The following is a 23,345-nucleotide window of genomic DNA, read 5'->3' as shown; positions in this document are numbered from 1 at the left end:
TCATTTCGTGGGCAGTGCAAAGGCGACATAGGCGGAGCCTTGCCGCGCCTTCGGATTGCGCTGGTTACTTGTGGCGATCACGATGAACTGGCGACCGCCGGACATGAATGTCGTAGGCGTGGCTACACCGGCATAAGGAAGCACGGTCTGCCAGAGCAGGCGTCCGGTGCGGCTATCGAAGGCGCGGAATTTGCGATCATAGATCGTCGCCCCGATAAAGAGCAGGCCGGAGTTGGTGATGAGCGGGCCGCCATAATTTTCGCTTCCGGTCGGCGGCTCGCCTTTGGCGATGAGTTCGGGATATTCGCCCAGCGGAATCTTCCAGAGATATTTGCCGCTGTTGAGATCAATGGCGTTTAGCGTGCCCCAAGGCGGCGCGACGGCGGGGTAGCCGTCGACGTCCACGAACTTGCGGTAACCGGTGAGATAATAGGGCGAACGCGCGGGCTTCGCATCGGCGGGAGCGGCAACCTCCCGCTTGTCCGAGGCGCCGGCCTGTTCCTGTTCGCCGAGCAAATAGGAAGTGATCGCGCTGCGATCGGCAGCGGATATCTGCGGGAAGCCGGGCATACGTCCCCGCCCCTGCTGGATGATCTCGTTGATTTTGGCCGCCGAAAGCTGCTTGCCCACATCAACCAGGCCCGGGAAAGCGGGCGGCGAACCCTTGAGATCCTGACCATGGCAAGCCGCGCACTGCTCCTGATAGAGTCCGGCTCCGCGCGCTGGTGTAGTCATTGCGGCGGCAGGAGTCGCCTTGCGGGCCGCAAGCTGGCCGGTCCAGGCGATGTCATTGCTGTTGATGAACAGGATCCCACGCTTGCGATCGATCGCGGGACCACCCCATTCGGCCCCTCCGTCAAAACCGGGGAAAATCACGGTCGGCGCCTTCGTCGTGAACGGGATGAACGGTCCCTCGCTCCGCATCTTCGCAAAGGCTTTCACAGCCGCCTCGTGCGCCTCTGGCGTACGTTTGGTCAGCATATCGGCTGTCAGGCGCTGCCGCGCGAACGGGGCAGGCGTGGTGACGAACGGCTGAGTGGGAGAGGCGAACTCGCCCGGCATATCGCTGGCCGGAACGGGGCGCTCTTCAATCGGAAAGACCGGCTTTCCGGTCACGCGGTCGAGGATATAGAGGAAGCCCTGCTTGGACGGCTGCACCACGGCGTCGATGCGCCGTCCGCTGCGCGTAACGGTGAGCAGTGCAGGCGGGCTGGACAGGTCGCGATCCCACAAATCGTGACGAACGGCCTGGAAGTGCCAAAGCCGCTTGCCGGTGCGCGCGTCGAGTGCCAGCAGCGAGTTGGCGAAGAGATTGTCGCCCTTGCGGTCCGCGCCGTAAAAGTCGTCCACCGCCGATCCAGTCGGCACGTAGACGATCCCGCGCTTTTCATCGAGCGCCATCCCGGCCCACGCATTGGCGCCGCCTGCATCCTTCCACGCGTCCTCGGGCCAGCTGTCATGCCCCACCTCCCCGGGATGGGGAATGGTATTGAAGGACCAGCGCAACTGCCCGGTCCGCACGTCATAGGCGCGGATGGTCCCGGGCGCGGCAGGGCGCGTTTCCGATGTGCGGAAACCGACGATGATGAGGTCGCCAAACACCATCCCAGGCGACGTCAGGAAAGTTGCCATCGTCGCGGGATCGCGCCCCAGATTCTCCCGCAGATCGACGGCGCCACCCTTGCCGAAAGCCGCAATCGGCTTGCCACTATCCGGGTCGAGCGCGATCAGCGTGCTCCCGAGGGAAGAAAAAAGCCGGCGTTCCGCGCCGTCCTGCCAATAGGAAAGGCCGCGAACAGGCTGTTGGCCCCTTACCGCCGCGCTGGACTTCCAGATTTCGTCCCCGGTTTCCGGGTCGAGCGCGGCGACCTGCTGGGTTGGCGTGACAATATAGAGGCGGCCGTCTCGAAACAGCGGGGTGGTCTGCAATCCACCCGCGCCGGTTTCATAGGTCCATGCAACTTGCAGCTGGGCGACGTTGGCGGGTTTAATCTGATCGAGCGCATAAAAGTGGTCGCCCGCTTGATCCTGCCCCAGCGACACCCCGGACCCCTGCGTGGACCCTGTGAGGGTGGCGACGCCTCCGGTGGTGCAGGCGGCCAGGCCAAGGGCGCCAAGGATCGCCATTTTTGGCGACGGGCGCTTTGTGGTAGCGAAAAGGGTCACGCCCTACCCCCCGTTTCCGCCGAGGCGCGCTTCAGGCCGAGCAGTTGCCGATTGCGGTCCGCGTCAACGCCGCTTGCGGCAAAGTCGTCGAACGCACGATCGGTCACGCGGATGATATGGTCGCGAATGAACGACGCGCCCTGCCTTGCCCCTTCCTCCGGGTGAAGGAGCGCGCATTCCCATTCCAACACCGCCCAGCCGGGATAATCGTTCGCTGCCATCTTGGAGAAGATGGCGTCGAAATCGACCTGCCCATGGCCCGGTGAGCGGAAACGCCCGGGCCGATCGACCCAGCCCTGATAGCCGCCATAGACGCCCGACCGGCCATCGGCACGAAATTCGGCATCCTTCACATGGAATGCGCGGATGCGCTCATGGTAAAGGTCGATGAACGCCAGATAGTCCAGTTGTTGCAGGACGAAATGGCTGGGATCGTAAAGGATATTGGCGCGGTGATGACCGCCCACTGCGTCCAGGAACCGCTCGAACGTCGCGCCGTCATGCAAATCCTCACCGGGGTGGATTTCATAGCAGAGATCGACCCCGGCATCCTCGAACGCGTCAAGGATCGGATGCCAGCGCTTCGCCAGTTCCGCGAACGCCTCCTCGATCAGTCCAGCGGGGCGTTGAGGCCAGGGATAAACATAGGGCCAGGCCAGCGCGCCTGAGAAAGTAGCGTGCGCGCTCAGGCCCAGCCGCCGGCTGGCGGCAGCGGCGGCGCGCATCTGCGACACGACCCATTCTTGCCGAGCGGACGGATTGCCCCTCACTTCCGGCGGCGCGAACCCGTCGAACAGCGCGTCATAGGCCGGATGTACTGCCACCAGCTGGCCTTGCAGATGGGTGGAAAGTTCGGTGATCGCCAGCCCGCGATCCGCCAACATGCCCTTCACATCGTCGCAATAAGTCTGGCTTTCGGCGCCCAATGCGACGTCGAACAGTCCGCCCACGCCGGTGGGAATTTGCAGACCCGCATAGCCAAGATCGGCGGCCCAACTGGCGAGGTTTTCGAGCGTATCGAACGGCGGCTTGTCACCCACGAACTGCGCCAGGAAGATGCCCGGTCCCTTGATGGTCTTCATTACGCCACGTCTCCGATGGAAACCCAAGTCGACCCGTTGCTGCTCGAACGCACCGCCGCTGTCACGAAGGCGAGGCTCCGTACGCCATTGTCGATGTCCGGCAACGGCGCGCTGAGGGGACGGCCTTGGATGAGGTCGGCGAAATCGCGATAAAGTGTAGCGAACGCCTCGATAAAGCCTTCGGGATGGCCAGTCGGCAGGCGGGACGCCGCCAGGCTCGACCCGCCAAGATAGGGCGCGCCGCTGTGCAAAATCTGCGTGGGGCCGTCCGCCGGGTTGACGATCAACCGATCGGGCTGTTCATGGCTCCAGTCCAGCCCCGCCTTTTCACCATAAACGCGCAGGCGCAGCCCGTTGCGGTCACCGGTCGCGACCTGTGACGTCACCAGCACGCCCGGCGCGCCGCCCTCCAGCTTCATCAGAGCGTTGCAGTCATCGTCCAGCACCCGCCCCTCCACCAGAGCCGACAGGCTGACACACAGGCTTTCGACCCGTATCCCGGTGACGAACTCCACCAGATCGAAGGCATGGACGCCGATGTCGCCGCTGCATCCGCCCGCTCCCGCGAGATGGGGGTCGACGCGCCACGCGGCCTGCTTGTTGCTCGCATCGTCGCCCGTGGCGAGCCAGCCTTGGCTATATTCCACGACCACCTTGCGCACCCGGCCGATGTCGCCCCGCTCCACCATTTCCCGCGCCTGACGGATCATGGCATAGCCGGTATAGGTGTAGGTCAGCGCATAATGCGCGCGCGCCGACCCGACGATGTCCCGCAACTCCAGCGCCTCAGCCAGGGTCGCCGTGGCGGGCTTGTCGCTGATGACATGCAGTCCCGCCGCCAAAGCCGCCCGCGCGACGGGCAGATGCAGGTGATTAGGGGTGACGATCGCCACAGCCTCCACCCCGTCCTCGCGGCCTGCCTCCTGAGCGATCATGGTCTGAAAGTCAGGATATCCCCGCGCCTCGTCCAGCGCCCAGCCTCGCGCAGCGCTCCGCGATTTTTCTGCGTCACGGCTAAACGCGCCCGCGACAAGGCGGAAGCGGCCATCAAGTTCGGCAGCCATCTTGTGAATCGGGCCGATGAAGGCATCGGGGCCGCCTCCGACCATGGCGAGGCGGATCGGACGTGTTGCACCGGTCATAAGTCAGTTATCCTCCGATTTCGCTACCGGCGCGGGGCCTCGCTGAGCGGGGCGAAAGGCTACCGCCAGCAGTAGCGCACCAAACAAAGCAAGCCCCGTCGGCACCATGAACAGGGTCGAATAATCAACCTCGGGCGGGACCAGCGCGGTTCCCGGACGGATGGTCAACCGCGCGACCAGCATCGGGAACAGGAAGCTGGCGACCACATTGCCGACGCCCAGGATCAACAGGTTGAAAAGCCCCTGCGCGCTCACCCGCACATCCTTTGGAAAGGCGTCATCGACGAAGATGTATACGGTTGCAAAGAAGAAGGCGTAGCAGACGCCATGCAGCAACTGAACCGCGACCACCGCCGTCACGCTGTCAGGGAATAACGCAAAGACACCGAACCGCGCGGCATGGCCCAGAATGCCGACGATCATCGTGGTGCGCCAGCCTAGCCGGGCAAGCACGACCCCCAACACGCCCATCGTCACCACCTCGGCCACTTGGCCGAGGCTCAGCACGACCATCGACAGATTGCCCGCAATGCCCACCCGGTTAGTCAAAAAGGCGTCGGACACGACGAAATAGCCGTTGTGGACCGCGGAATCGATGAAGGTGACGATGAACAGCACCAGGATCGCGGGCTGCCGGAGCAGGCCGAATGTTTCACGCCATGCGAGCGAATCCGAATTACGGTCCCGACACGGCGGCGTATGAGGCAGCGTCAGGGAATACAGCGCCATTGCAAAGGACGCGATGGCCGATACGACCAAAATCCACCGCACCTGCGTCACGTCCGCATGGGCGCTCAACAGGAAGATGAACGGCCAGCTGGCAATGACCCAACCGACGGTGCCGCCCATGCGTACCTTACCAAAGTCGCGAGCCGGATCGCGCAGGTTGGCAAAGCTGATCGTGTTGGCGACCGACAGCGTCGGCACATAGAGCAGGCTGTACCCCAGGAAGAACAGGAAGAAGGGAAGAAACGCAGTCGAGAAGGCCGCGCCCAACAGACAAGCGCCGCCGATCGCATGGCTGAACGCCAGCATCCGTTCTGCCGCGAAATTGCGGTCGGCGAACTGGTTGGAAAAGAAGATGCCGAGGATCGACGCGATGCCCCAGCAACTGCCGACCAGCGCCTGCTGGCTCGCGGTGAAGCCGAGCATGGTCATATAGGGAAACAGCTTGGGCGCCCAGGCGCCCCACACCGCCATTTGCAGCGCCATCATGATGAACAGGCGTACGCGTAGTCCTCGCACCCCGGCCACGGGGACATTGGTTATGGGCAGTACCGCGTTCATATGTGCCATCCGCACGATACCTCGCTGCCGCAGCAAACGCTCTTCACTACACTATCCACGGCCACCCCCGCCCCCATCGATGAAAAGGCGCAAATCTATAGACGGGTGAATTTTTAAGGCAACTAAATTTAATACTGATGGATGATGCCGATCTCGCATCAAAGGTCGGCCGCTACGGCGCGCATTGTGCGCGGTCACAGCGTGCGCCGTTCCCTGAGAAATATTTCAGCAGGTTCACGGCGACCAGGCGAAGCGGCATTCCGGTATCACCGCTGACCAGCCGCCCTGCAGTCATGTTTCCGCCCCTTAGCCGTCCAGCCGACCGCGTTTTGGAGCAGCGTTAGATAGCGCGGGTCCGAATAGGTTTGGGGAAGATGACCGATGGCGGAATAGAAAACGCGTCCCCGTCCGACACAGCGTGTCCATGCGATCGGATGATCGCCCATGCGTAGATCCCACCCCGGCATTCCGACCGGATCGTAGCTTTTTTCATCGAGCGTCGCGAGGATGGTTGAGCCGGTGGCGCGAGGGTTGCTGGTGAAGGAATACCATTCATCGGCTATCTGCCAGCGCTTAGCGCGATCGCACCGCCTGCGCCCCGGGGCTGATTGCGCACGACCGGTTCTAGGTACCCAGCTCTGGTTCCGAACGACGGAGAATGGTGCTTGGCTGGCGGGCTGCTGTTAAATGTTTGAACAGCTGGTTCCGGCATGAGCCGACATCCCCACTGAATATCGGAACGTCTTACATTGGTCGAGAGCCGCCTGGATAGCTGCCGGTCCGCGTGCCGACCGCTCCTCAGTTCAGCAGATCCCCCGGCGCGATCCCGAATGGCACCGCCAGCTTCTCAACCACGGTGATGGTGGGATTGCGCCGCCCGCGCTCGATGTCGCTCACATAGGTGCGGTGGATTTCGGCGCGGTCGGCATAATCCTCTTGGCTCCAGCCCTTCTCCTCCCGGAGGCGGCGAACATTAGATCCAAGGCGCGCGCGAATATCCACCGCAATCTTAAAGCGCCCATGTCACTGATTGATCTACAGACGATCAGTGACATTTGCCTTGACTTCCCTTGGGCTGAGAGCGTGTGTGTCCGTTACTGATTGTCGACAGGAGACGCACTGTGAGGCTGGAATTAACGAGTGAAATCAATCTCACATCGGGAGGGAGCAGAGGATGTCCACTGCCGGAGCGGGCCGCTTTCCCTCAGTACGGTCCTAGTCCTGTGACTCAGATGATCCCCCTGCCCGCCCGCAAGGCACTTGGCGCGCCCTTCCTGCTCGGGACGGATGGAACGAGCCACAAGCTGGAGCCGGTCGAACTCGGATCGGCGGGTGGGTTCAAGGAGGCGTGGCTACAGCAGCTGATCCACGACCATCCTGAAATCCTCCCCATCGCGCAGATTGAACCGGGCTTTGGCGCACCCATCGCGGTGGTACGGGAGATGGCCTGCGGGCACGGCTTCATCGACAATCTCTTTATCACCCCCCGGGACGACATCGTGCTGGTGGAAACCAAGCTATGGCGTAATCCGCAGGCGCGCCGCGAGGTGATCGCGCAGGCACTTGATTATGTCGCGGCGCTGATGACGATGGATTATGCCAGCTTCGAAGCCGCAGCCGCGAAGGCTGGGCTGACGACGACATCGCTCCATGCCTTGGTTGCTGACCAAGCCGACGCGCTCGAAGAGAGCGCCTTCTTCGAGGTACTGACTTTTGCATCCATGCCTCCATCCGAGAGGCAGACATTCAACTACGAATTGACGACAAGCCCATATCATCGAGCGCGAGACGAAGTAGCTCTGTCATAGCCGATCGCGCCCCGTCCGCGTCTCTCGCCGCAATAGCTGCAAATACTGCTTCATGTTCACCGATCGGATCGCGCGGATGCGCAAACTTCATCTGCTTGAAACGCGTCGTCCAGGTGAGCGCGGCGCCCACCGAACTAGACAAAGATGCAAGCGGCTCATTATCGCTCGCTTCCAGGATGGCGCCATGGAAACGCTGATCCGCTTCTCGGCCGCTCTCCGTCGATAAGTCGTACCGCGCCATTGCTTCAAGCGCCGCACGCATTTTTTCCAATTGCTCGGGCGAGCGCCGTGTAGCTGCCCATGCCGCCGCCGCAGGCTCGATCAATCCACGAAGCTCAAACAAGTCCCGAACGAAGCGCTCATCAGGGTGATCTGATGAGAACATCCAGGCAAGGATGTCCGGATCCAACACATTCCATCGGGAACGAAGCGTCACACGCGTTCCGGCTTTGGGCCTGCTTTCGAGCAGGCCCTTTGCCGTTAAAATGCGCATCGCCTCCCGATAGGCGGTCCGAGACACGCCGAGAGCCTGCGCCTCTTCTATCTCCGCCCCGAAACCATAGCCTGGAGGGTGCTCACCCGAAACGATGGCTATGCCGATCTGCCGCGCGAGTGCCTGATGGATTCGCAACCTCTTGGCTTCTTCCTGAGGCTGCATCCCGAGCCATTCTCCGTAGTAAAATTGTCCGGTGGTTTTGTAGGGGCATTTTTGCGGTAAAGATATGCATTGCGACTGACGAGACGGTCAGCTCCGCGCCTGGTATGTCGCCGCGTTGGCAGCATGCCGACGCCGAACAGGCAGGCCTAGCGCGTGCTGGTCATAACACCCTCACTTTAGCCAATCCTTCTTCGGCTGCTTCCATCAGAGGATTGCGAAGTGGCATGGTGAAGGCATCCGCCTCAATTTCGAATATATCGCCCGCGCGCGTTTCCACCTGGTCGGTAAAGGAGAGGGTCGCCGTGCCGAAGAAATGCACATGCACGTCGCCGGCACGTCTGAACAAGTCATATTTGAAATGATGATGCTCAAGATTCTCGATGCTGTGAGACATGTTCGTCTCGCCAGAAAAGAAACTACTTTCCCACAAGATCGCACCGTCGCGGATAATCCTGCTGGCGCCGCGAACATCGGCGGGCAGGTCGCCCAGCAGCAATTCCGCGCCCAGCGACGCCTGACGTAGCTTGGAATGGGCGAGCCAGAGATAATTGACCCGTTCGGTCACATGGTCCGAAAACTCATTCCCGATTGAAAAGCCCAGGCGAACCGGCGTACCATCCGGCGCATTGAAGTAGATGCCGGCGATTTCCGGCTCCTCGCCCCCATCTCCCGCGAAAGCAGGTTTGCGGAAAGGTGCGCCCGGCGGCACCAGGATCGACCCGTCGCCCTTGTAGAACCATTCGGGCTGCACACCCTCAGTTCCGGCGGCTGGCTTTCCACCCTCCTCGCCCATCAGGAACATGCGCATGGAATCGGTGGCCTGACCGGCGGCGGCGGCCTTGTGCATCTTGTCGCGGCCTTCGGCGGAGCCCAGATGCGTGAGGCCGGTGCCGCTGACCAGCAAATGCGCGGGATCTTCATGATCGATCGGTGGCAGCAAGGTAACAGCGGCCAAATCGATCGAAGCCCCTGCGCGTTCCTCGGCAAGAGCGGCAAGCGTGGTGGACGACGCCAACGCATCGCCAGCCAGCATCCGCACGGAAGCCGTGTCACGCACGATCAGGGCTGCTCCGCTCTCGTCCAGAGCGGCTACGCCGCGCCGGCCATCCTGTTCATATTGGACGAGGGAACGGATCATTGGGCAATCTCCATCTTGCCATCAAGGCGGCGCGGCAAGCGCCAGGGATTACCGTCCTGCAATGGCGGCGGGATCAGCTCCGCGCCGATATCCTGAAAGCAGACCGGCCGCAGAAAGCGCGACATGGCGAGGGTGCCGACCGACGTGGACCGTCCGTCCGTGGTGGCGGGGAACGGACCGCCATGAACCATCGCCCAGGTCACTTCGACACCCGTTGGCCAGCCGTTCGCCAGGACCCTGCCCGCCTTTTGCGCAAGAAGCGGGAGTATGGCGGCCGCGTCGGCAGCATCGGAATCCTCCATGTGGATCGTTGCGGTCAACTGCCCCTCCAGTCCAGAGATGACCTGCGTCAGCGCATCGACATCCTTGCAACGGATCACCACGGACGATGCACCGAACACCTCTTCGGCAAGGGCCGGTTCAAGAGCGATTTGCTCAGCGCGGCTTTCGAACAACGCCGCACCGGCACGCCCTTCCGGGGCTTGGGCCTGTGCGATCAACCTGGCGCCCGGCATGGTCTCCAGCTTGGCTACGCCATTGGTGAAGGCGGCTCGAATGGCGGGCGTCAGCATTACCAGCGGCGACGCCTCGCTGACGGCCGAAGTGGCCGAAGCGAGGAAGCGGTCGAGGTCCGGTCCGTCGATCGCGATGACCAGTCCGGGATTCGTGCAAAACTGTCCTGCCCCCTGCGTCAGAGAGCCCACAAATGCCGTCCCAAGCGTCTCGGCGCGGGTTTTGAGAGCGCCCGGCATCAATATGACGGGATTGACCGCGCTCATTTCGGCATAAACAGGGATAGGTTCAGGACGCCGGGCCGCTATCTCGGCGAGCGCAAGTCCGCCCGCCCGCGATCCTGTAAAGCCGACCGCGCGGATGCGAGGATCGGCCACAACGGCAGCGCCAAGCGCATTGCCAGTGCCGGGCAGATAGGAAAAAACGCCCGGATGAAGACCGCAGTCCGTCACAGCTTGGGTCACGGCGCGAGCGATGAGCTCTCCGGTTCCGGGGTGACCCGGATGCCCCTTGGCCACCACCGGACATCCCGCCGCGAGCGCCGACGCGGTATCGCCGCCAGCCACGGAAAAAGCGAGCGGGAAATTGGACGCGCCGAACACCGCTACCGGGCCGAGCGGCACATTCATGCGGCGAAGGTCGGGACGCGGCGGGGCGCGATCCGGCAAGGCGCGATCGATCGTCACGTCGAGCCAGTAGCCGGCCCGCAATTCGGAGGCGAACAGCCGGAGCTGCCCGGTAGTGCGTCCGCGCTCACCTTCCAGACGCATGCGGGGCAAGCCCGTTTCCGCCATAGCCGTTTCGATAAGCGAATCGCCGATGGCGTCGATCCGCTCGGCAACGGCTTCGAGAAAGCGCGCTCTTGCGTCCGGCGTCAGGGCGGCAAAGGATGGCGCCGCATCAGCCGCCAGAGCGCATGCGTCCGCGACGTCCTCTGGCGAGGCTTGTGAATAGCTCTGGGCAAGTGGCAGATCCGTTGTCGGATCGATACCCTTGAACCGCTCTTCCTGCTGGCGTGCGTCGCCGCCCACCAGAACGCTGCCGTCGATCACTTGTGCATTCTCCATCAATGATTGTCGCGGGGCAGGCCCAAGGTCCGCGAGGTCGGATAGGGATAGCCGCCCTTGCCAAGCCGACACTCCGCCAAGCTGGGGTCAAAGTTCAGGCGGCGCTCAAGCGGGACGGTCGTCTCCATATTCTCGGAGTTGTCGAACCAGGCGGTTGATCGGCCTCCGTGGGTGCTGGCGGTCATTGCAGTCTTTCTTGAGCGGCGTCGGGCGATTGACGCCGTCAAGGATCATATATACTCATACTAATTAAATATCAACGAGCGGACGTGCCTTGGCCAATCCATTGAACTTGAATGTTCGGCATCTCACGCGAGGGGGCAGCGCCCTGTTGCGAAACAGTTTTTTCTTGACGGCGGCATGTGAGCTATATGTGCCGTTCTGCGTGCTTGGGGGCAGTAGGTCGGCCAATGCGCTCGCAATGGAGACCGCAATCGCATGACCAAGCGTCTTCTCATCGCGCTGCTGGCGCTGATCAGCACCGTAGCCCCGGCATCGGCCGCGACACTGGATTGCCCGCTGCGCGACGCGCCATTCTCGCTCGCGTCACCGTTCATGGACATATTGCTGAACCCCGCGGCGCGCGCCGCTGTCGAAACGGAAGCGCCGGGCATCCTCGCGAAGCTGCCGCCGATGTTCACGAGCACCACCGCGCCCAGTTTTTCGGCGATTCTTTCAATGCGCGAAGCCGGGGCGATGCTGCGGATCAGCGCGGACAAGATGGCCAGCATAGCGGATCGGCTGAAGGCCATCAGCGTGACGGATGCGGATCGCGTAGCGCGCTGCGCCCGCTATGACGACGACCGGCCGACCTTCATCCTGCCCAAGGGCAAGCCGCGCATCCTGTTGTTCGAAAAGATGACCGGATTTCGCGACGGCCCCTCGGTGGAGGCCGCCCATGCGGCGTTCCTCGACATGGCGAAGCGTCACGGCTGGGCGATGGTGGCCACGGATCGCGGCGGCGCGATCTCTCCGGCGATCCTCAGCCGGTTCGATGCCGTGATATGGAACAACGTCAGCGGCGATGTGCTGACCCTGACCCAGCGCGAGGCGCTCAAGTCTTATATCGAGCGCGGCGGCGGCTTCGTCGCGGTCCATGGTTCAGCCGGGGACCCCGCCTATTTCTGGGACTGGTATGCGGACACACTGATCGGCGCGCGGTTCATCGGTCATCCGATGGGGCCGCAATTTCAGGATGCGCAAATCCGGCTGGATGATCCGAAACATCCGGTCGCAGCCGGGCTGCCGACGGCATGGACGATGAAAGACGAATGGTATTCCTTCAAGGCAAGCCCTCGCCTGTCGGGAGCCCATGTCCTCGCCACGTTGGATGAAGGCAGCTATTCGCCGATCGGCATGATGAAGCAGGACCTGCGCATGGGGGATCATCCCATCGCATGGACCCGCTGCGTCGGCCGGGGGCGATCCTTTTATTCGGCGATCGGCCATCGGCCGCAGACCTATTCCGACCCAACCTACCGGACGATGCTGGAAAGCGCGATCTCCTGGGCCGTGGCCAGGAAACCCTGCGCGCGTCCTGCCCCAAGCCGATAGGGATGCATGGCCCGGCGATCGCCAACTCGTCGGCCCGGACAGGACGGCACTGGATTGACGCCTTCTGGTGCCGGATATACTCATACTAATAAACAAGCGGTGGAGAGCTTTCAGCGAATGGCCTTGTGACGTCCCAACTGGGCTCGGGCATCATTGCGAGCAGCCGCCGCCGCGACACCGACAATGAATTGCAGGAGTATAGAGCGATGAACGTGCGATTTGGCGCTGGTCTTTCCCGGCGGACGCTCCTGCGCCTGTCGGTGAGCGCCGCAGTGCTGATCCCTGCTTCCCGCGCGTTTTCCCTTGTCCCTCGCCTACCGCCCGCCCCGTTGACGCTCGACCGTCGGGGCCAAGTTTTCGACGATGGATGGAGCTTCCTGCTCGGCGACGGCGCGGACGTTGCGAAGCCCGCCTATGACGATTCGGCATGGCGCCGGGTCGAGTTGCCGCATGACTGGAGCATTGAGGACCGTCCGGGAAGCGATCCAGCCCTCAATGCGGTGCTTCGCTCGGTCGATAGCGCCCCCTTGTGGCAGAAGGTGCCGTCGAAGGACGTGCCCCGCCTCATCGGCCCGTTCGATGCCGGATTGAACGACAATCTGGGCTATGCCCGCAGCGCCAGCGGCGCGCCCACCGGCTTCACCGTCGGTGGCGTCGGCTGGTATCGCAAGCGCTTCAAATTGCCGCCGCTTAGCCCTGACGCCCGCGTCCAGATCGTCTTCGACGGCGTTCACATGAATGCCCAGGTCTGGTTGAACGGCGTCCTGCTCGGCCAGCGGCCCAACGGATATGTCCCCTTCGCATACGATCTGACCCCGCACCTTTCACCATCAGGCGACAATGTGCTGGCGGTGCGCGCGGCCAATATCGGCCGCAACAGCCGCTGGTATGCGGGCTCGGGCATTTACCGGCATGTGTGGCTCGACATCACGCGCGCGTTCCGTTTCGAACAATGGGGCGTTACGGTCACCACACCCAGCGTGTCGCAAGAAAAGGCCACCGTGGAGGTCGTGACCCGGATCGAGGGATCGCAGACCGGCGGCATGGTGACGACCCGCATCCTCGACGATGCAGGAAAAGCCGTCGCCGAAAAGACCGTGGCGGCCGGTGACCGTGTGACAACGTCGCTGGAAATGGCACGTCCCCGGCTGTGGTCGCCGGACGCGCCCCATCTCTATCAGGTGGAATGCACGTTGCAGGCGGGCGGCGAAGTCATCGATCGGATGACGGCTCCCCTCGGCATCCGCCGGGTCGAGATCGACGCCCAGAATGGCCTGCGCATCAACGGCAAGCCATATAAGTTGCGTGGCGGCTGTGTTCACCACGACAACGGCATCCTTGGCGCCGTGGCGATCGACCGCGCGGAATATCGCAAGGTCGAAATGCTCAAGGCGCGAGGTTTCAACGCGCTCCGGACATCGCACAATCCACCCTCTCCCGCCTTTCTCGACGCCTGCGACCGGCTCGGCATACTGGTGATGGAGGAATCCTTCGACATGTGGCGGGTGGCCAAGAATCCGGACGACTACAGCCTTTATTTCGATGGCTGGTGGCAGCGGGATCTGGAGGCGATGGTCCGGCGCGACGGCAATCATCCTAGCGTAATCATGTGGAGCTTCGGCAACGAGATCCCCGAGCGCGGCCAGCCTGAAGGCGTTGCGATAGCGAAAATGTTGAGCGACGAGTTGCACCGGCTTGACCCGACCCGTCCGGTGACGCAGGCGATCAACGGCAGCCCCGGCCCCGATGTGACCGGTCCGGATGGACGACCGGATCAGGCCGCCGCCCAGTTCCTCGACGTTGCCGGCTATAATTATAAGTTCAGCAACTACGAACGAGACCATGCAAAATTCCCCGACAGGGTCATGGTGGGAACGGAAAGCTTCCCGGCCGACGTGGACAAGGTGTGGCGCCTCACCGATCGCTCGCCATACCTGATCGGCGACTTCGTATGGACGGCAATGGATTATCTGGGCGAGGCGGCGATCGGCCGCACGCTCCTGTCCGGAGAGACGTTCGGCCCGGATGAATATCCGTGGTTCGGGGCGTCCTGCGGCGATCTCGACCTGATCGGCCAACAGCGGCCGCAGTCGCTCGCCCGCGACGTTATTTGGGGCCTCAGCCCACTTGAGGTTGCGGTCCAGCGGCCGATCCCGGAAGGCAAGCAGGAGCGGCCTTTCCTGTGGGGCTGGCGCGATGAGCTTGAAAGCTGGACCTGGCCGGGTGCCGAGGGCAAGCCGCTCGACGTAAGCATCTTCACTCCTGCTGACCGCGTCACGATCGAACTGAATGGCAAGATGATCGAGGACCGGGCGATGACACCCGAAAATACATCCTCAGCGCGGATCCCAGTGGTCTATCAGCCCGGACGGCTGATGGTGACCGCCTATTTGGCAGGGCGAAAGATCGGAAGCCGCAAATTGGAGACTGCGGGCGCTGCAGCAGCCCTGCGGCTGAAGCTCGATCGTTCCAAGATAGCCGCGGACCGGAACGATCTCGCCCATGTCACCGTGGAGGTCGTCGACGCGAACGGCCGGTTGGTGCCTGACGCCGCGCATGTTTTGCGGCTCTCCCTGAACGGAAGCGGCGAACTTGCCGCATTCGGCAACGCCAACCCGCGCGGCTTGGCGAGCTTCCGGCAACCGGTGGCGAAAAGCTGGCATGGCCGCGCACTGGCGATCATCCGGCCCACCGCCTCAGGCACCACGACCATCAGTGTCGGATCGGAAGGATTGCGGAGCGCTCAGGTCAGGCTGTCAGTCGTCGGCAAGAGCTGAACGGCCAGAAGCCTGCGGAGCATGCTGACCACCTATTTTCATGGCGCCGCAATTTCCGTGGATATAGTCCGCGAAAATCTCCGCCAACTTGACGGCTCGCCCGCTCTTGGCGTGATCTATCGGCATTGCCCGCCGGCCCGGGATTAAACGATGGCTCATGACAGCCGCAACTGCCAGCTCCAGTTCGTCGTTTGCCGGACCGATGCCGGTGGAACTTAAACCCACCTATCCATGTGCTGACCCACCGCCTCCTTCGCTCGCCAACCCTGAGCTTACCGCGACTCGCAGCTGCGGATGTTGGCCCCAAGGGCTGAATTCTGGTCAAGATTGTACCGGTAACCCGAAGCGTCCCCGTTGCGGCGACATTAGCTGGAACTGACAAGAAAGTTTCAACCCAGGCCGCAATCGAATGTCTGCTTTCAAGCGCAAGGAATCGCGATTGGACGACGAGAAGTGGCGCAAAGCCGCCGTCGGTGCTGGTCGGCCCGCTTGTGCGTTGCGATGCCGACAAGATGGTTGTCCTCAAAACGTCTTTAGGGCTAGATTGAGGCCTGATCAGACCCTGTTCCCCTTTGACTCTTATGGACGAGCACCCAGCAACGATCATCTTAAAGCGGCACGCTGCGGGTGCAGATGTACGCTGGAGTACGATGTCAGACGAAGGCTCGCGAGCTTCCAGGCCAGCTGAATGATAGGGTAGCGGAGCCAACTACTAGGACCGATCGACATTCAGCGTAGCCAGATCATGGCAGCGGCGAGATGTACTAAGCCGGCAAAGTGGGCGGTGCGCCGATCGTAGCGGGTAGCGAAGCGTCTGAAATGCTTGAGGCGACCAAAGCATCGCTCGATCCGGTTGCGGTGCTTGTAGATAGCGGTGTCATGCGGGATGAAGACCTTGCGATTTCGCTTCGACGGGATCACCGCCTGCGTCTTCATGTCGGCGATATGTTCGCGTAAATCATTGCAGTCATAGGCTTTATCAGCGAGTACGGCCCCGGCCTTCTGGCCTTCCAGAAGATCGGGAGCGGCGGTGACGTCGCTGGCCTGCCCGGGCGTGATACGAAGGCGCAATGGCCGACCGAACGTGTCCGCCAGCATGTGGATATTGGTCGTCAGTCCACCTCGGGAACGCCCCAGCGCCTGGTCCTTGCCCCCCCTTTTCCGGTCGCTGCCTGTTGGTGGGCGCGGACGATGGTGCTGTCGATCGTCAGATATTGGTTGTCCCGGTCGGCGGTCAGCGTGTTGAGCACCCGTTCCCAGACACCCGCATGGCACCACCTGCTGAAACGCCGATGGACCGTCTTCCACCGACCGTAGCGCTCCGGCAGGTCGCACCAGTGCGCGCCCGAGCGCAGCACCCACAAACATCCGTTCACGAACAAGCGGTTATCCGATCCCGTCCGCCCCGGATCGCTCGCCTTGCCAGGCAGAAGTGGCGAAACCCTCGCCCATTGCGCCTCATTCAATTCGTACCGTTTGATCCCCATCATCCGCTCCGCGCCTCAACACGGAGCCCCATGAGTCAGACATCACGCCTTTTGTGAATCCTGAATCTCGATCCGGCCTAGGGCAATGGCAGCCCGTCAGGATAGGTCCGCGCGTAGCCGCGCGGACTGGCCGGCCCGCCGAAGCCCATGGCGCTCCAGGCGGAGGGATGCGCCCAATGCGCCGAGACGATGTCGGGCAGCACGCGCCACGCCCACAGCAGGGCTGGATTGACGCCCGCCCAGCCGGCGGTGAGCGCCCGTCCCTCGCGCATGTCGGTCAGCAGCATGTCGATCTGCCCGCCCGTCAGCTGCGCGAAAAGGAGCGCTCCACCGCGCGCGCGCCTCCGCCTCCAGCCCTGCGAGCGCGAGACGCCATACTGCCTGGGTCTGCGGCATTCTTGCGGGGCGATAGCCGTCGCTGCCATTGTCCGCGATCTTCTGGAGGAGAAGGGCGACGGTATTCGTGGGCGTCCGCCCTTCCGGTTCGGGCGCGACATGCGCGACCAGCACATGCAAGGTTTCCAGTTCGGCGACCCCAAGCGCTTCAACGGCTTCGCGCATCGCCAGACGCTCGTCGATCACGGCCCGGGTCTGCCTGTTCCAGCTTAGGCTGCCGCGCTTGGAGAGCACGTCATAATCCGGGAAAGGATCAGCCACGCATTGCCCTCTCCATCATTTTCAGCGCTCCAAGCCCTGTGAGGGCCAGCCCCGTGAATGAGGGCGGCGCAGGCAGCGGCAACCAAATATTCGGCGCACGCCCCATTGCCGCAGTCGTTCCCAAAAGAAATCGCTCACGGTCTGCGTCATGGCAGCTCTCCAGGTCAGATGTCGGGGCGGTTAAGGGATAACGGATCGCCGACCCGTGCGTTCCCCAGTCTGATCAGGAGAAAAACAGGATGGGCGAAGCGATAGGTTCACGCCTCTGGGTCATTCCGGAGGGCTATATCCCCGGAGGCGAGGGGGCCCGCGCAGACCGAGCGCTTGCCAGCCATGAAGCGGCCTGCATGCTTAATACATCGGACGAGCGGGCGAATGTGGAGATCATGCTCTACTTCACGGATTGCGAGCCCGTCGGCCCCTATCGCGTCAGCCTGGAAGCGCGGCGGACGCTGCATCTGCGGTTCAACGACCTTGATGATCCGCAGCCGGTCCCGCTGGACACGGATTATGCCAGCGTCATCCGGTCCGAGGTGCCGATCGTGGTGCAGCATACGCGGCTCGACGCCCGGCCAGAAGCGATAGCGCTGCTGTCGACCATCGCCTTCCCCGGCTGATCAGGCGGGTCCGGATCGGTCGATAAGGCCACTGTCGAGCAAGGGCGCGGCATCGATGTCCTGTGCGTCCATCAGCATGGCCAGCCGCTCCACTGCCGCCAGCACCATCGCCTGTTCCCAAGAAGGCAGGCAGTCAAACCGCTCCGTGAATGTGGTTTGCAGCAGGTCGGGAGCATCGGCCAGCGCCGCGATGCCGGGCGGAAGCGTGGTCAGGATGAACTGCCGCTTGTCCCGTTCATTGCGTTGGCGCTGGACAAAGCCCAGTTCCTGAAGCCGATCGACGACCGTGGTGATGGTCGCCTGGCTGAATTGCAGCGCCTGCGCGATCTCACTGGGCGTGGCCGAATCGCGGGAGGCGATTTCGCGCAGGACGAGCCATTGCGAAGGGGTCAGGCCGGTTGCGTTGGCGAGGCGGCGGCTGCCGATTTCAGTGGCGCGCAGGACGCGGCGGAGAGCGCGGAGTGTGAGAGAGGCGATGTCGGAACTCATGAAGGAAACATAGAAAAGACGGGGGTTTGAGGCCATGCAAATTGCTTCGATAGACAAAGTATTTTTATGGTTTCTTTATGCGCCGAAGAACCGCAAAGCGGCCTGTGGGTTGAAAAATGCGGGAAATTGCTTTAAATGCCAGTCTCGTATCAAGGGGTGGATCAAGCATACCGTAGAATTATAATTCGGGAGATAAAGCATATTTAGGTCAGAATCCGATGCGGCGACGAGGCCGTCACGGACATTTGCGCGCCTTTCGCCTGCGCGTTCATCCAGTTTCCTGTTCCGCAATCCCGCCGCGACGGACGGTCCTGCGGTGACCGAACTGATAGCGCAATGCCCGCCGCTCGATCCCAATTCGGCCTATTGCAACCTTCTGCAATGCACGCATTTCACCGACAGCTGCGTGATTGCCGAGCAAAACGGGGCCTTGGCCGGATGGGTTTCGGGATACCGGCCGCCGTCCGAGCCGGACAGCTTCTTCGTCTGGCAGGTCGCCGTCGCGCCCGCCGCCCGAGGACAACGGCTGGGCGGCCGCATGATCGAGGCGCTGCTGAGCCGCCCGTCTGCGGACGGCGTGACCCATCTCATCACCACGGTGACCGACGACAATATGCCGTCCTGGGCCTTGTTCGAAGGCCTGGCGAAACAGTGGAGCACCGCCCTTTCGAAAAGCGCCCTGTTCCATCGCGAGACCCATTTTGCCGGTGCCCATGCAACCGAATGGCTTGCCCGCATCGGCCCGCTGCCGCGCATGAGCGGTGGCACAGCACAAGGAGAAATGGCGATATGATCACCACCCTTCCCCGACCCACAAGTCGAAAACCCGACATCACGGTGTACGAGCGGCGCGAGTCCGCCGTGCGCAGCTACGCCCGTTCCATGCCGCGCCAGTTCAACGTGGCGCAAGACGTCTGGATGCATGATAATCAAGGGGGCCGCTATCTTGACTTCCTCTCGGGATGTTCAACCCTCAATTACGGTCATAACCACCCGGTTCTGAAACAGGCGCTGCTCGACTATATTGCGTCCGACGGGATCGCTCACGGTCTCGATCTGCACACCGATGCCAAGGCGGACTTCCTGACGACGCTGGAGAGCGTGATCCTGAAGCCGCGAGGGCTGGATTATCGGGCGATGTTTACCGGTCCGACCGGCACCAACGCGGTAGAGGCGGCGATCAAGCTTGCCCGCAAGGTGACGGGGCGTGAACTGGTGATCGCCTTCACCAATGGTTTCCACGGCATGACGCTGGGCGCGCTTGCCTGCACGGGCAATGCCGCCAAGCGGGGTGGCGCGGGTGTGCCGCTCTCCCACGTCGCGCATGAGCCCTATGACGGCTATCACGGCCCAGAGGTAGACACCGCCGATCTGTTGGAGCGGCGCTTGTCCGATCCATCGAGCGGCCTGGACGCCCCGGCGGCGATATTGGTCGAAACCGTGCAGGGCGAAGGCGGCCTCAACGCCGCGTCCCCCGAATGGCTGCGCAAGATCAGCGCCATCGCCAAGCGCCACGGCGCATTGATGATCGTGGACGACATACAGGCGGGCTGTGGCCGCACCGGCGGCTTCTTCAGCTTCGAAGGCATGGGCTTCACGCCCGACATCGTGACGCTGGCAAAATCGCTTTCGGGCATGGGGCTGCCGTTCGCGCTGACACTGCTCAAGCCGGAACTCGACCAGTGGGCGCCGGGGGAACATAATGGCACGTTCCGGGGCAACAACCACGCCTTCGTGACCGCCACCGCCGCGCTGCGCCATTTCTGGAGCGATGGCCAGTTCCAGCAGGACATCTCCCGCCGTGGAACGCTGATCGCGCGCCGGTTGGAAGCGATGGCGGCGGAACATGGCCTGTCCACGCGCGGGCGGGGCATGATGCGCGGCATCGACGTCGGATCGGGCGAAATTGCCGCCGCCGTCACCGCCGCTTGCTTCGATCGCGGCCTCATCATCGAAACCAGCGGCGCGCATGACGAGATCGTCAAGATCCTCGCCCCGCTCGTCATAGACGATGCCCAGCTTTCGGCAGGGATCGACATATTGGAAACTTGCGTCCGTGAAGCGCTGGCCGTCCCGTACGGCGTCGCCGCGGAATAATGGAGATATCATGATTGTTCGCAAACTTCAGGACATCCGTAAGTCCGACAGGAACGTGAAGTCGGAACAGTGGGAAAGCGCACGCTTGCTGCTGAAGGACGATGATATGGGATTCTCGTTCCACATCACGACCATGTATGCTGGCGAAGAAATCCACATGCACTACCAGAACCATCTGGAAGCGGTACTGGTGCTGAAAGGCAATGGCACGATCGAGGATCTGGGCACCGGCATCACGCATCAGCTGGCGTCGGGCGTCATGTATGCGCTCAATGCCCATGACAAGCATATCGTGCGGCCCGACACCGATATCCTTTGCGCCTGCGTCTTTAATCCGCCGGTGACGGGTAAGGAAGTGCATGACGAAAACGGCGCCTATCCAGCCGAGGCGGAGATGGTCCGCGAGGCCGCTCTTAGTAATTGAACCTGACAAATAGGGGGAAGTCCCTTGCAAGACATCTACCCATCCCGCCATGCGAAGATGGCGGAGTTTTTACCGCGCCTAGACCCGGTCGTTCACAGCGACTGGAACGAGGACGCGCCCATCAGCATGAGCCAGGCCGAACAGTTCGACCGTGACGGCTACCTGGTGTTGGAAGACCTATTTTCCGAAGGCGAGGTCGCCTTCCTCCAGCGCGAAGCTGGCAAGCTGTTGTCAGACCCTGACGCGCTGGAAGAAGAGACAGTCATCAGCGAACCGGGCAGCCGGGAAATTCGTTCTATCTTCCGGATTCACGCGCAGAGCCAAGTCGTCGCGCGGCTCGCGGCCGACGAGAGGCTGGCCGATGTCGCGCGATTCCTGTTGGGCGATGAGGTCTATATTCACCAGACTCGCCTCAACTATAAGCCCGGATTCCAGGGCAAGGAATTCTATTGGCACAGCGATTTCGAAACCTGGCATGTGGAAGATGGAATGCCGCGTATGCGGGCATTGTCCATGTCGGTGCTGCTGGCTGAAAACATGGCCCACAACGGGCCGCTGATGCTGATCCCCGGATCGCACCGCAGCTTCCTGACTTGTGTCGGGCAAACGCCCGAAGACCATTATCGCGTGTCATTGAAGCGCCAGGAATATGGCGTGCCGGACGAAGACAGCCTGGCCGAGTTGGCGCACAAGCATGGTATTGTCGCGCCGACGGGCAAGCCGGGTTCGGTCGTCATCTTCGATTGCAACATCATGCACGGATCCAACGGGAACATCACGCCCTTCCCCCGCGCCAACGCCTTTCTGGTCTATAATGCCGTCAGCAACCGGCTGGGCACGCCCTTTGGCGTCGACAAGCCGCGCCCGGAGTTCATCGCGGCGCGCGGCGAGCCACAGCCAATCGTGCCCGAAACAGGTCCGCTGGCCGAGGAGACCCTGATATGAACGGCCATAGCGTCGAGAAGATCGGCGGCACGTCAATGGCCGAGACGGCCGCGCTGTTCGATAATGTGCTGATCGGAGGCCGAAAGGGAGCGGATCTCTATAACCGCATCTTCGTAGTGTCCGCCTATGCCGGGATGACCGACCTGCTGCTGGAGCATAAAAAGAGCGGGCAGCCGGGCGTCTATGGCCGCTTCGTCGCGGATGAAGGCGCGGACGGCTGGCGCGAAGCGATGGAAGCGGTGCGAACCGCCATGCAGTCGCGTAATGCGCAGATGTTCGCGCGGGCGGACAGCCGACGCGAAGCCGATGCCTTCGTCGATATGCGGATCGATGCCGCGGCGGCCTGCCTGAACGATCTGGCGCGGCTGCGCAGCCATGGGCGCTTCTGCGTCAAGGAGCAGCTGGCGACCGTGCGCGAAATGCTGGCGGGGCTGGGCGAGGCGCATAGCGCGCACAGCACCGCCCTGTTGCTGCGCGACCGGGGCGTCAATGCCGCCTTTGTGGATCTGACGCCGTGGCATCAGCAAAATATGCAGCAACTGGACGAGCGGATCATGACGGCGCTGGACCCGATCGACTTATCGTCCACCATGCCCATCGTCACCGGCTATGCGGGATGCAGCGAAGGCATGGTGCGCCGTTACGCGCGCGGCTATTCGGAAATGACCTTCTCGCGGATCGCGGTGCTGACCAACGCGCGCGAGGCGATCATCCACAAGGAATTCCATCTGTCGAGCGCCGACCCCAAGCTGGTCGGCACGGACAAGGCGCGCAAGATTGGCCGCACCAATTATGACGTCGCCGATCAGCTCGCCAATCTGGGCATGGAGGCGATCCATCCCGGCGCGGGCCGAGGCCTGCGCCAGACCAACATCCCGCTACGCGTGCGCAACACATTCGACCGGGAAGATGGCGGGACGCTGATCTGCGGCGATTATGTGTCCGATAGTCCGCGCGTCGAGATCGTGACGGGCATTCGTCATGCGCAGGTGCTCCAGTTCTTCGAGCAGGACATGGTCGGGGTGAAGGGCTATGACGCCGCCATATTGGAGGCGCTGACACGGCATGGCGCCTGGATCGTCAGCAAATCATCCAACGCCAATACCATTACGCATTACCTGTCGGCCGACGCGAAAACGATCAAGCGGGTGATCGACGATCTCCAGCAACGCTATCCGGATGCGTCGATCTCCGCCCATCCGGTGGCGATGGTGTCGGTGATCGGGAGCGACATATCCCGGCCTGCGCTGGTCGCCGATGCGCTGCGCGCGCTGGCCGATGAAGGCGTTGGCGTCATCGCGATGCAGCACCAGATCCGAAATGTCGATGTGCAGTTCATCGTCGATGTGGGGCATTATGATGCTGCCGTGCGGGCGCTGCACCACGCTTTGGTCGAACGCGAAGAGATGGCGGCGACGGGGAAGCGCGCCGCCTGAT

General features: G+C 62.5%; 21 protein-coding genes and 1 pseudogene. 9 read left to right on the top strand and 13 right to left on the bottom strand.

Translation table 11 applies throughout. The features are described from left to right. From ACWNC0_RS01950 to ACWNC0_RS01925, 6 genes are all read right to left on the bottom strand, one after another. Window positions 1-2,166, bottom strand: coding sequence for a pyrroloquinoline quinone-dependent dehydrogenase (locus ACWNC0_RS01950; protein ID WP_449469232.1), 2,166 nt, complete (start codon window positions 2,164-2,166; stop codon window positions 1-3). Continuing rightward, window positions 2,163-3,248, bottom strand: a complete 1,086-nt coding sequence (locus tag ACWNC0_RS01945) for a sugar phosphate isomerase/epimerase family protein (protein ID WP_449469231.1) — start codon at window positions 3,246-3,248, stop codon at window positions 2,163-2,165. Before ACWNC0_RS01945 ends, ACWNC0_RS01950 begins: the two co-directional genes overlap by 4 nt. Continuing rightward, on the bottom strand, window positions 3,248-4,390 hold the full coding sequence (locus ACWNC0_RS01940) for a Gfo/Idh/MocA family protein (RefSeq protein ID WP_449469230.1): 1,143 nt from the start codon (window positions 4,388-4,390) through the stop codon (window positions 3,248-3,250). The genes ACWNC0_RS01945 and ACWNC0_RS01940 overlap by 1 nt, the downstream gene beginning before the upstream one ends. Window positions 4,391-4,393: 3 nt before the next feature. Continuing rightward, window positions 4,394-5,677, bottom strand: a complete 1,284-nt coding sequence (locus ACWNC0_RS01935; RefSeq protein ID WP_449469229.1) for an MFS transporter — start codon at window positions 5,675-5,677, stop codon at window positions 4,394-4,396. 266 nt (window positions 5,678-5,943) lie between these two features. Then, the gene (locus tag ACWNC0_RS01930; RefSeq protein ID WP_449469840.1) at window positions 5,944-6,240 is read right to left on the bottom strand and encodes a ThuA domain-containing protein; all 297 of its coding nucleotides are present in this window, start codon (window positions 6,238-6,240) and stop codon (window positions 5,944-5,946) included. A gap of 235 nt (window positions 6,241-6,475) precedes the next feature. After that, a complete protein-coding gene (locus ACWNC0_RS01925; RefSeq protein ID WP_449469228.1) occupies window positions 6,476-6,679 on the bottom strand; it encodes a helix-turn-helix domain-containing protein in 204 nt (67 codons plus the stop codon). 221 nt (window positions 6,680-6,900) lie between these two features. Between ACWNC0_RS01925 and ACWNC0_RS01920 the strand changes: the two genes are divergently transcribed. Next, a complete protein-coding gene (locus ACWNC0_RS01920; protein WP_449469227.1) occupies window positions 6,901-7,485 on the top strand; it encodes a hypothetical protein in 585 nt (194 codons plus the stop codon). On the opposite strand, the gene ACWNC0_RS01915 is transcribed toward ACWNC0_RS01920, so the two are convergent. The 4 genes from ACWNC0_RS01915 to ACWNC0_RS01900 form a co-directional block, all read right to left on the bottom strand. Further along, window positions 7,424-8,143, bottom strand: coding sequence for a FadR/GntR family transcriptional regulator (locus ACWNC0_RS01915; RefSeq protein WP_449469226.1), 720 nt, complete (start codon window positions 8,141-8,143; stop codon window positions 7,424-7,426). The two genes, ACWNC0_RS01920 and ACWNC0_RS01915, sit on opposite strands and share 62 nt — an antisense overlap. A gap of 160 nt (window positions 8,144-8,303) precedes the next feature. Beyond that, window positions 8,304-9,281 carry an AraD1 family protein gene (gene araD1 / locus ACWNC0_RS01910; RefSeq protein ID WP_449469225.1) on the bottom strand — a complete coding sequence of 326 codons (978 nt, stop codon included), beginning with the start codon at window positions 9,279-9,281 and terminating at the stop codon, window positions 8,304-8,306. Further along, complete coding sequence (locus ACWNC0_RS01905; RefSeq protein WP_449469224.1) at window positions 9,278-10,846, bottom strand: aldehyde dehydrogenase (NADP(+)); 1,569 nt, start codon at window positions 10,844-10,846, stop codon at window positions 9,278-9,280. The genes araD1 and ACWNC0_RS01905 overlap by 4 nt, the downstream gene beginning before the upstream one ends. 14 nt (window positions 10,847-10,860) lie before the next feature. Continuing rightward, window positions 10,861-11,046: a hypothetical protein gene (locus ACWNC0_RS01900; protein WP_449469223.1), complete on the bottom strand. Its 186-nt coding sequence runs from the start codon at window positions 11,044-11,046 to the stop codon at window positions 10,861-10,863. A gap of 253 nt (window positions 11,047-11,299) precedes the next feature. Here ACWNC0_RS01900 and ACWNC0_RS01895 point away from each other — a divergent pair, with 253 nt between their 5' ends. Then, entirely contained in the window at window positions 11,300-12,415 is a 1,116-nt protein-coding gene (locus tag ACWNC0_RS01895; RefSeq protein WP_449469222.1) for a ThuA domain-containing protein, read from the top strand. Window positions 12,416-12,540: 125 nt separating this feature from the next. Then, window positions 12,541-15,192 (top strand): glycoside hydrolase family 2 TIM barrel-domain containing protein, encoded by a 2,652-nt coding sequence (locus ACWNC0_RS01890; RefSeq protein WP_449469221.1) that lies wholly within the window; start codon window positions 12,541-12,543, stop codon window positions 15,190-15,192. A 729-nt stretch (window positions 15,193-15,921) separates the two neighbouring features. Here ACWNC0_RS01890 and ACWNC0_RS01885 read toward each other — a convergent pair. Continuing rightward, window positions 15,922-16,679, bottom strand: a pseudogene (locus ACWNC0_RS01885) (IS5 family transposase). 96 nt (window positions 16,680-16,775) lie between these two features. After that, complete coding sequence (locus ACWNC0_RS01880; RefSeq protein ID WP_449469219.1) at window positions 16,776-17,336, bottom strand: gluconate 2-dehydrogenase subunit 3 family protein; 561 nt, start codon at window positions 17,334-17,336, stop codon at window positions 16,776-16,778. 239 nt (window positions 17,337-17,575) lie between these two features. Between ACWNC0_RS01880 and ACWNC0_RS01875 the strand changes: the two genes are divergently transcribed. Next, window positions 17,576-17,953 (top strand): sensory rhodopsin transducer, encoded by a 378-nt coding sequence (locus tag ACWNC0_RS01875; RefSeq protein ID WP_449469218.1) that lies wholly within the window; start codon window positions 17,576-17,578, stop codon window positions 17,951-17,953. Here the strand turns inward: ACWNC0_RS01875 and ACWNC0_RS01870 are convergent, their stop codons facing one another. Beyond that, the gene (locus tag ACWNC0_RS01870) at window positions 17,954-18,478 is read right to left on the bottom strand and encodes a MarR family winged helix-turn-helix transcriptional regulator (RefSeq protein ID WP_449469216.1); all 525 of its coding nucleotides are present in this window, start codon (window positions 18,476-18,478) and stop codon (window positions 17,954-17,956) included. A 244-nt stretch (window positions 18,479-18,722) separates the two neighbouring features. Here ACWNC0_RS01870 and ectA point away from each other — a divergent pair, with 244 nt between their 5' ends. The 5 genes from ectA to ACWNC0_RS01845 are packed head-to-tail and all read left to right on the top strand — an operon-like array spanning window position 18,723 to window position 23,344. Further along, window positions 18,723-19,235: a diaminobutyrate acetyltransferase gene (gene ectA / locus ACWNC0_RS01865; protein WP_449469838.1), complete on the top strand. Its 513-nt coding sequence runs from the start codon at window positions 18,723-18,725 to the stop codon at window positions 19,233-19,235. Further along, complete coding sequence (ectB, locus tag ACWNC0_RS01860) at window positions 19,232-20,539, top strand: diaminobutyrate--2-oxoglutarate transaminase (protein ID WP_449469214.1); 1,308 nt, start codon at window positions 19,232-19,234, stop codon at window positions 20,537-20,539. Before ectA ends, ectB begins: the two co-directional genes overlap by 4 nt. Before the next feature lie 10 nt (window positions 20,540-20,549). Next, a complete protein-coding gene (locus tag ACWNC0_RS01855) occupies window positions 20,550-20,963 on the top strand; it encodes an ectoine synthase (protein ID WP_449469213.1) in 414 nt (137 codons plus the stop codon). Window positions 20,964-20,987: 24 nt separating this feature from the next. Continuing rightward, window positions 20,988-21,908, top strand: a complete 921-nt coding sequence (gene thpD, locus ACWNC0_RS01850) for an ectoine hydroxylase (RefSeq protein ID WP_449469212.1) — start codon at window positions 20,988-20,990, stop codon at window positions 21,906-21,908. Next, on the top strand, window positions 21,905-23,344 hold the full coding sequence (locus ACWNC0_RS01845) for an aspartate kinase (protein ID WP_449469211.1): 1,440 nt from the start codon (window positions 21,905-21,907) through the stop codon (window positions 23,342-23,344). Before thpD ends, ACWNC0_RS01845 begins: the two co-directional genes overlap by 4 nt. Window position 23,345: the final 1 nt, after the last annotated feature.

The organism is Sphingobium chungangianum (assembly GCF_977014255.1).
This window is presented reverse-complemented; position numbering and strand designations above follow the sequence as displayed.

What these genes read in the sequence shown, in the direction of transcription:
- ACWNC0_RS01945 (WP_449469231.1), bottom strand. Translation starts at nt 3,248, where the DNA reads ATGAAGACCATCAAGGGACCGGGCATCTTCCTGGCGCAGTTCGTGGGT.
- ACWNC0_RS01940 (WP_449469230.1), bottom strand. Translation starts at nt 4,390, where the DNA reads ATGACCGGTGCAACACGTCCGATCCGCCTCGCCATGGTCGGAGGCGGC.
- ACWNC0_RS01935 (WP_449469229.1), bottom strand. Translation starts at nt 5,677, where the DNA reads ATGAACGCGGTACTGCCCATAACCAATGTCCCCGTGGCCGGGGTGCGA.
- ACWNC0_RS01915 (WP_449469226.1), bottom strand. Translation starts at nt 8,143, where the DNA reads ATGCAGCCTCAGGAAGAAGCCAAGAGGTTGCGAATCCATCAGGCACTC.
- araD1 (WP_449469225.1), bottom strand. Translation starts at nt 9,281, where the DNA reads ATGATCCGTTCCCTCGTCCAATATGAACAGGATGGCCGGCGCGGCGTA.
- ACWNC0_RS01900 (WP_449469223.1), bottom strand. Translation starts at nt 11,046, where the DNA reads ATGACCGCCAGCACCCACGGAGGCCGATCAACCGCCTGGTTCGACAAC.
- ACWNC0_RS01895 (WP_449469222.1), top strand. Translation starts at nt 11,300, where the DNA reads ATGACCAAGCGTCTTCTCATCGCGCTGCTGGCGCTGATCAGCACCGTA.
- ACWNC0_RS01875 (WP_449469218.1), top strand. Translation starts at nt 17,576, where the DNA reads ATGGGCGAAGCGATAGGTTCACGCCTCTGGGTCATTCCGGAGGGCTAT.
- ACWNC0_RS01870 (WP_449469216.1), bottom strand. Translation starts at nt 18,478, where the DNA reads ATGGCCTCAAACCCCCGTCTTTTCTATGTTTCCTTCATGAGTTCCGAC.
- ectB (WP_449469214.1), top strand. Translation starts at nt 19,232, where the DNA reads ATGATCACCACCCTTCCCCGACCCACAAGTCGAAAACCCGACATCACG.
- ACWNC0_RS01855 (WP_449469213.1), top strand. Translation starts at nt 20,550, where the DNA reads ATGATTGTTCGCAAACTTCAGGACATCCGTAAGTCCGACAGGAACGTG.
- ACWNC0_RS01845 (WP_449469211.1), top strand. Translation starts at nt 21,905, where the DNA reads ATGAACGGCCATAGCGTCGAGAAGATCGGCGGCACGTCAATGGCCGAG.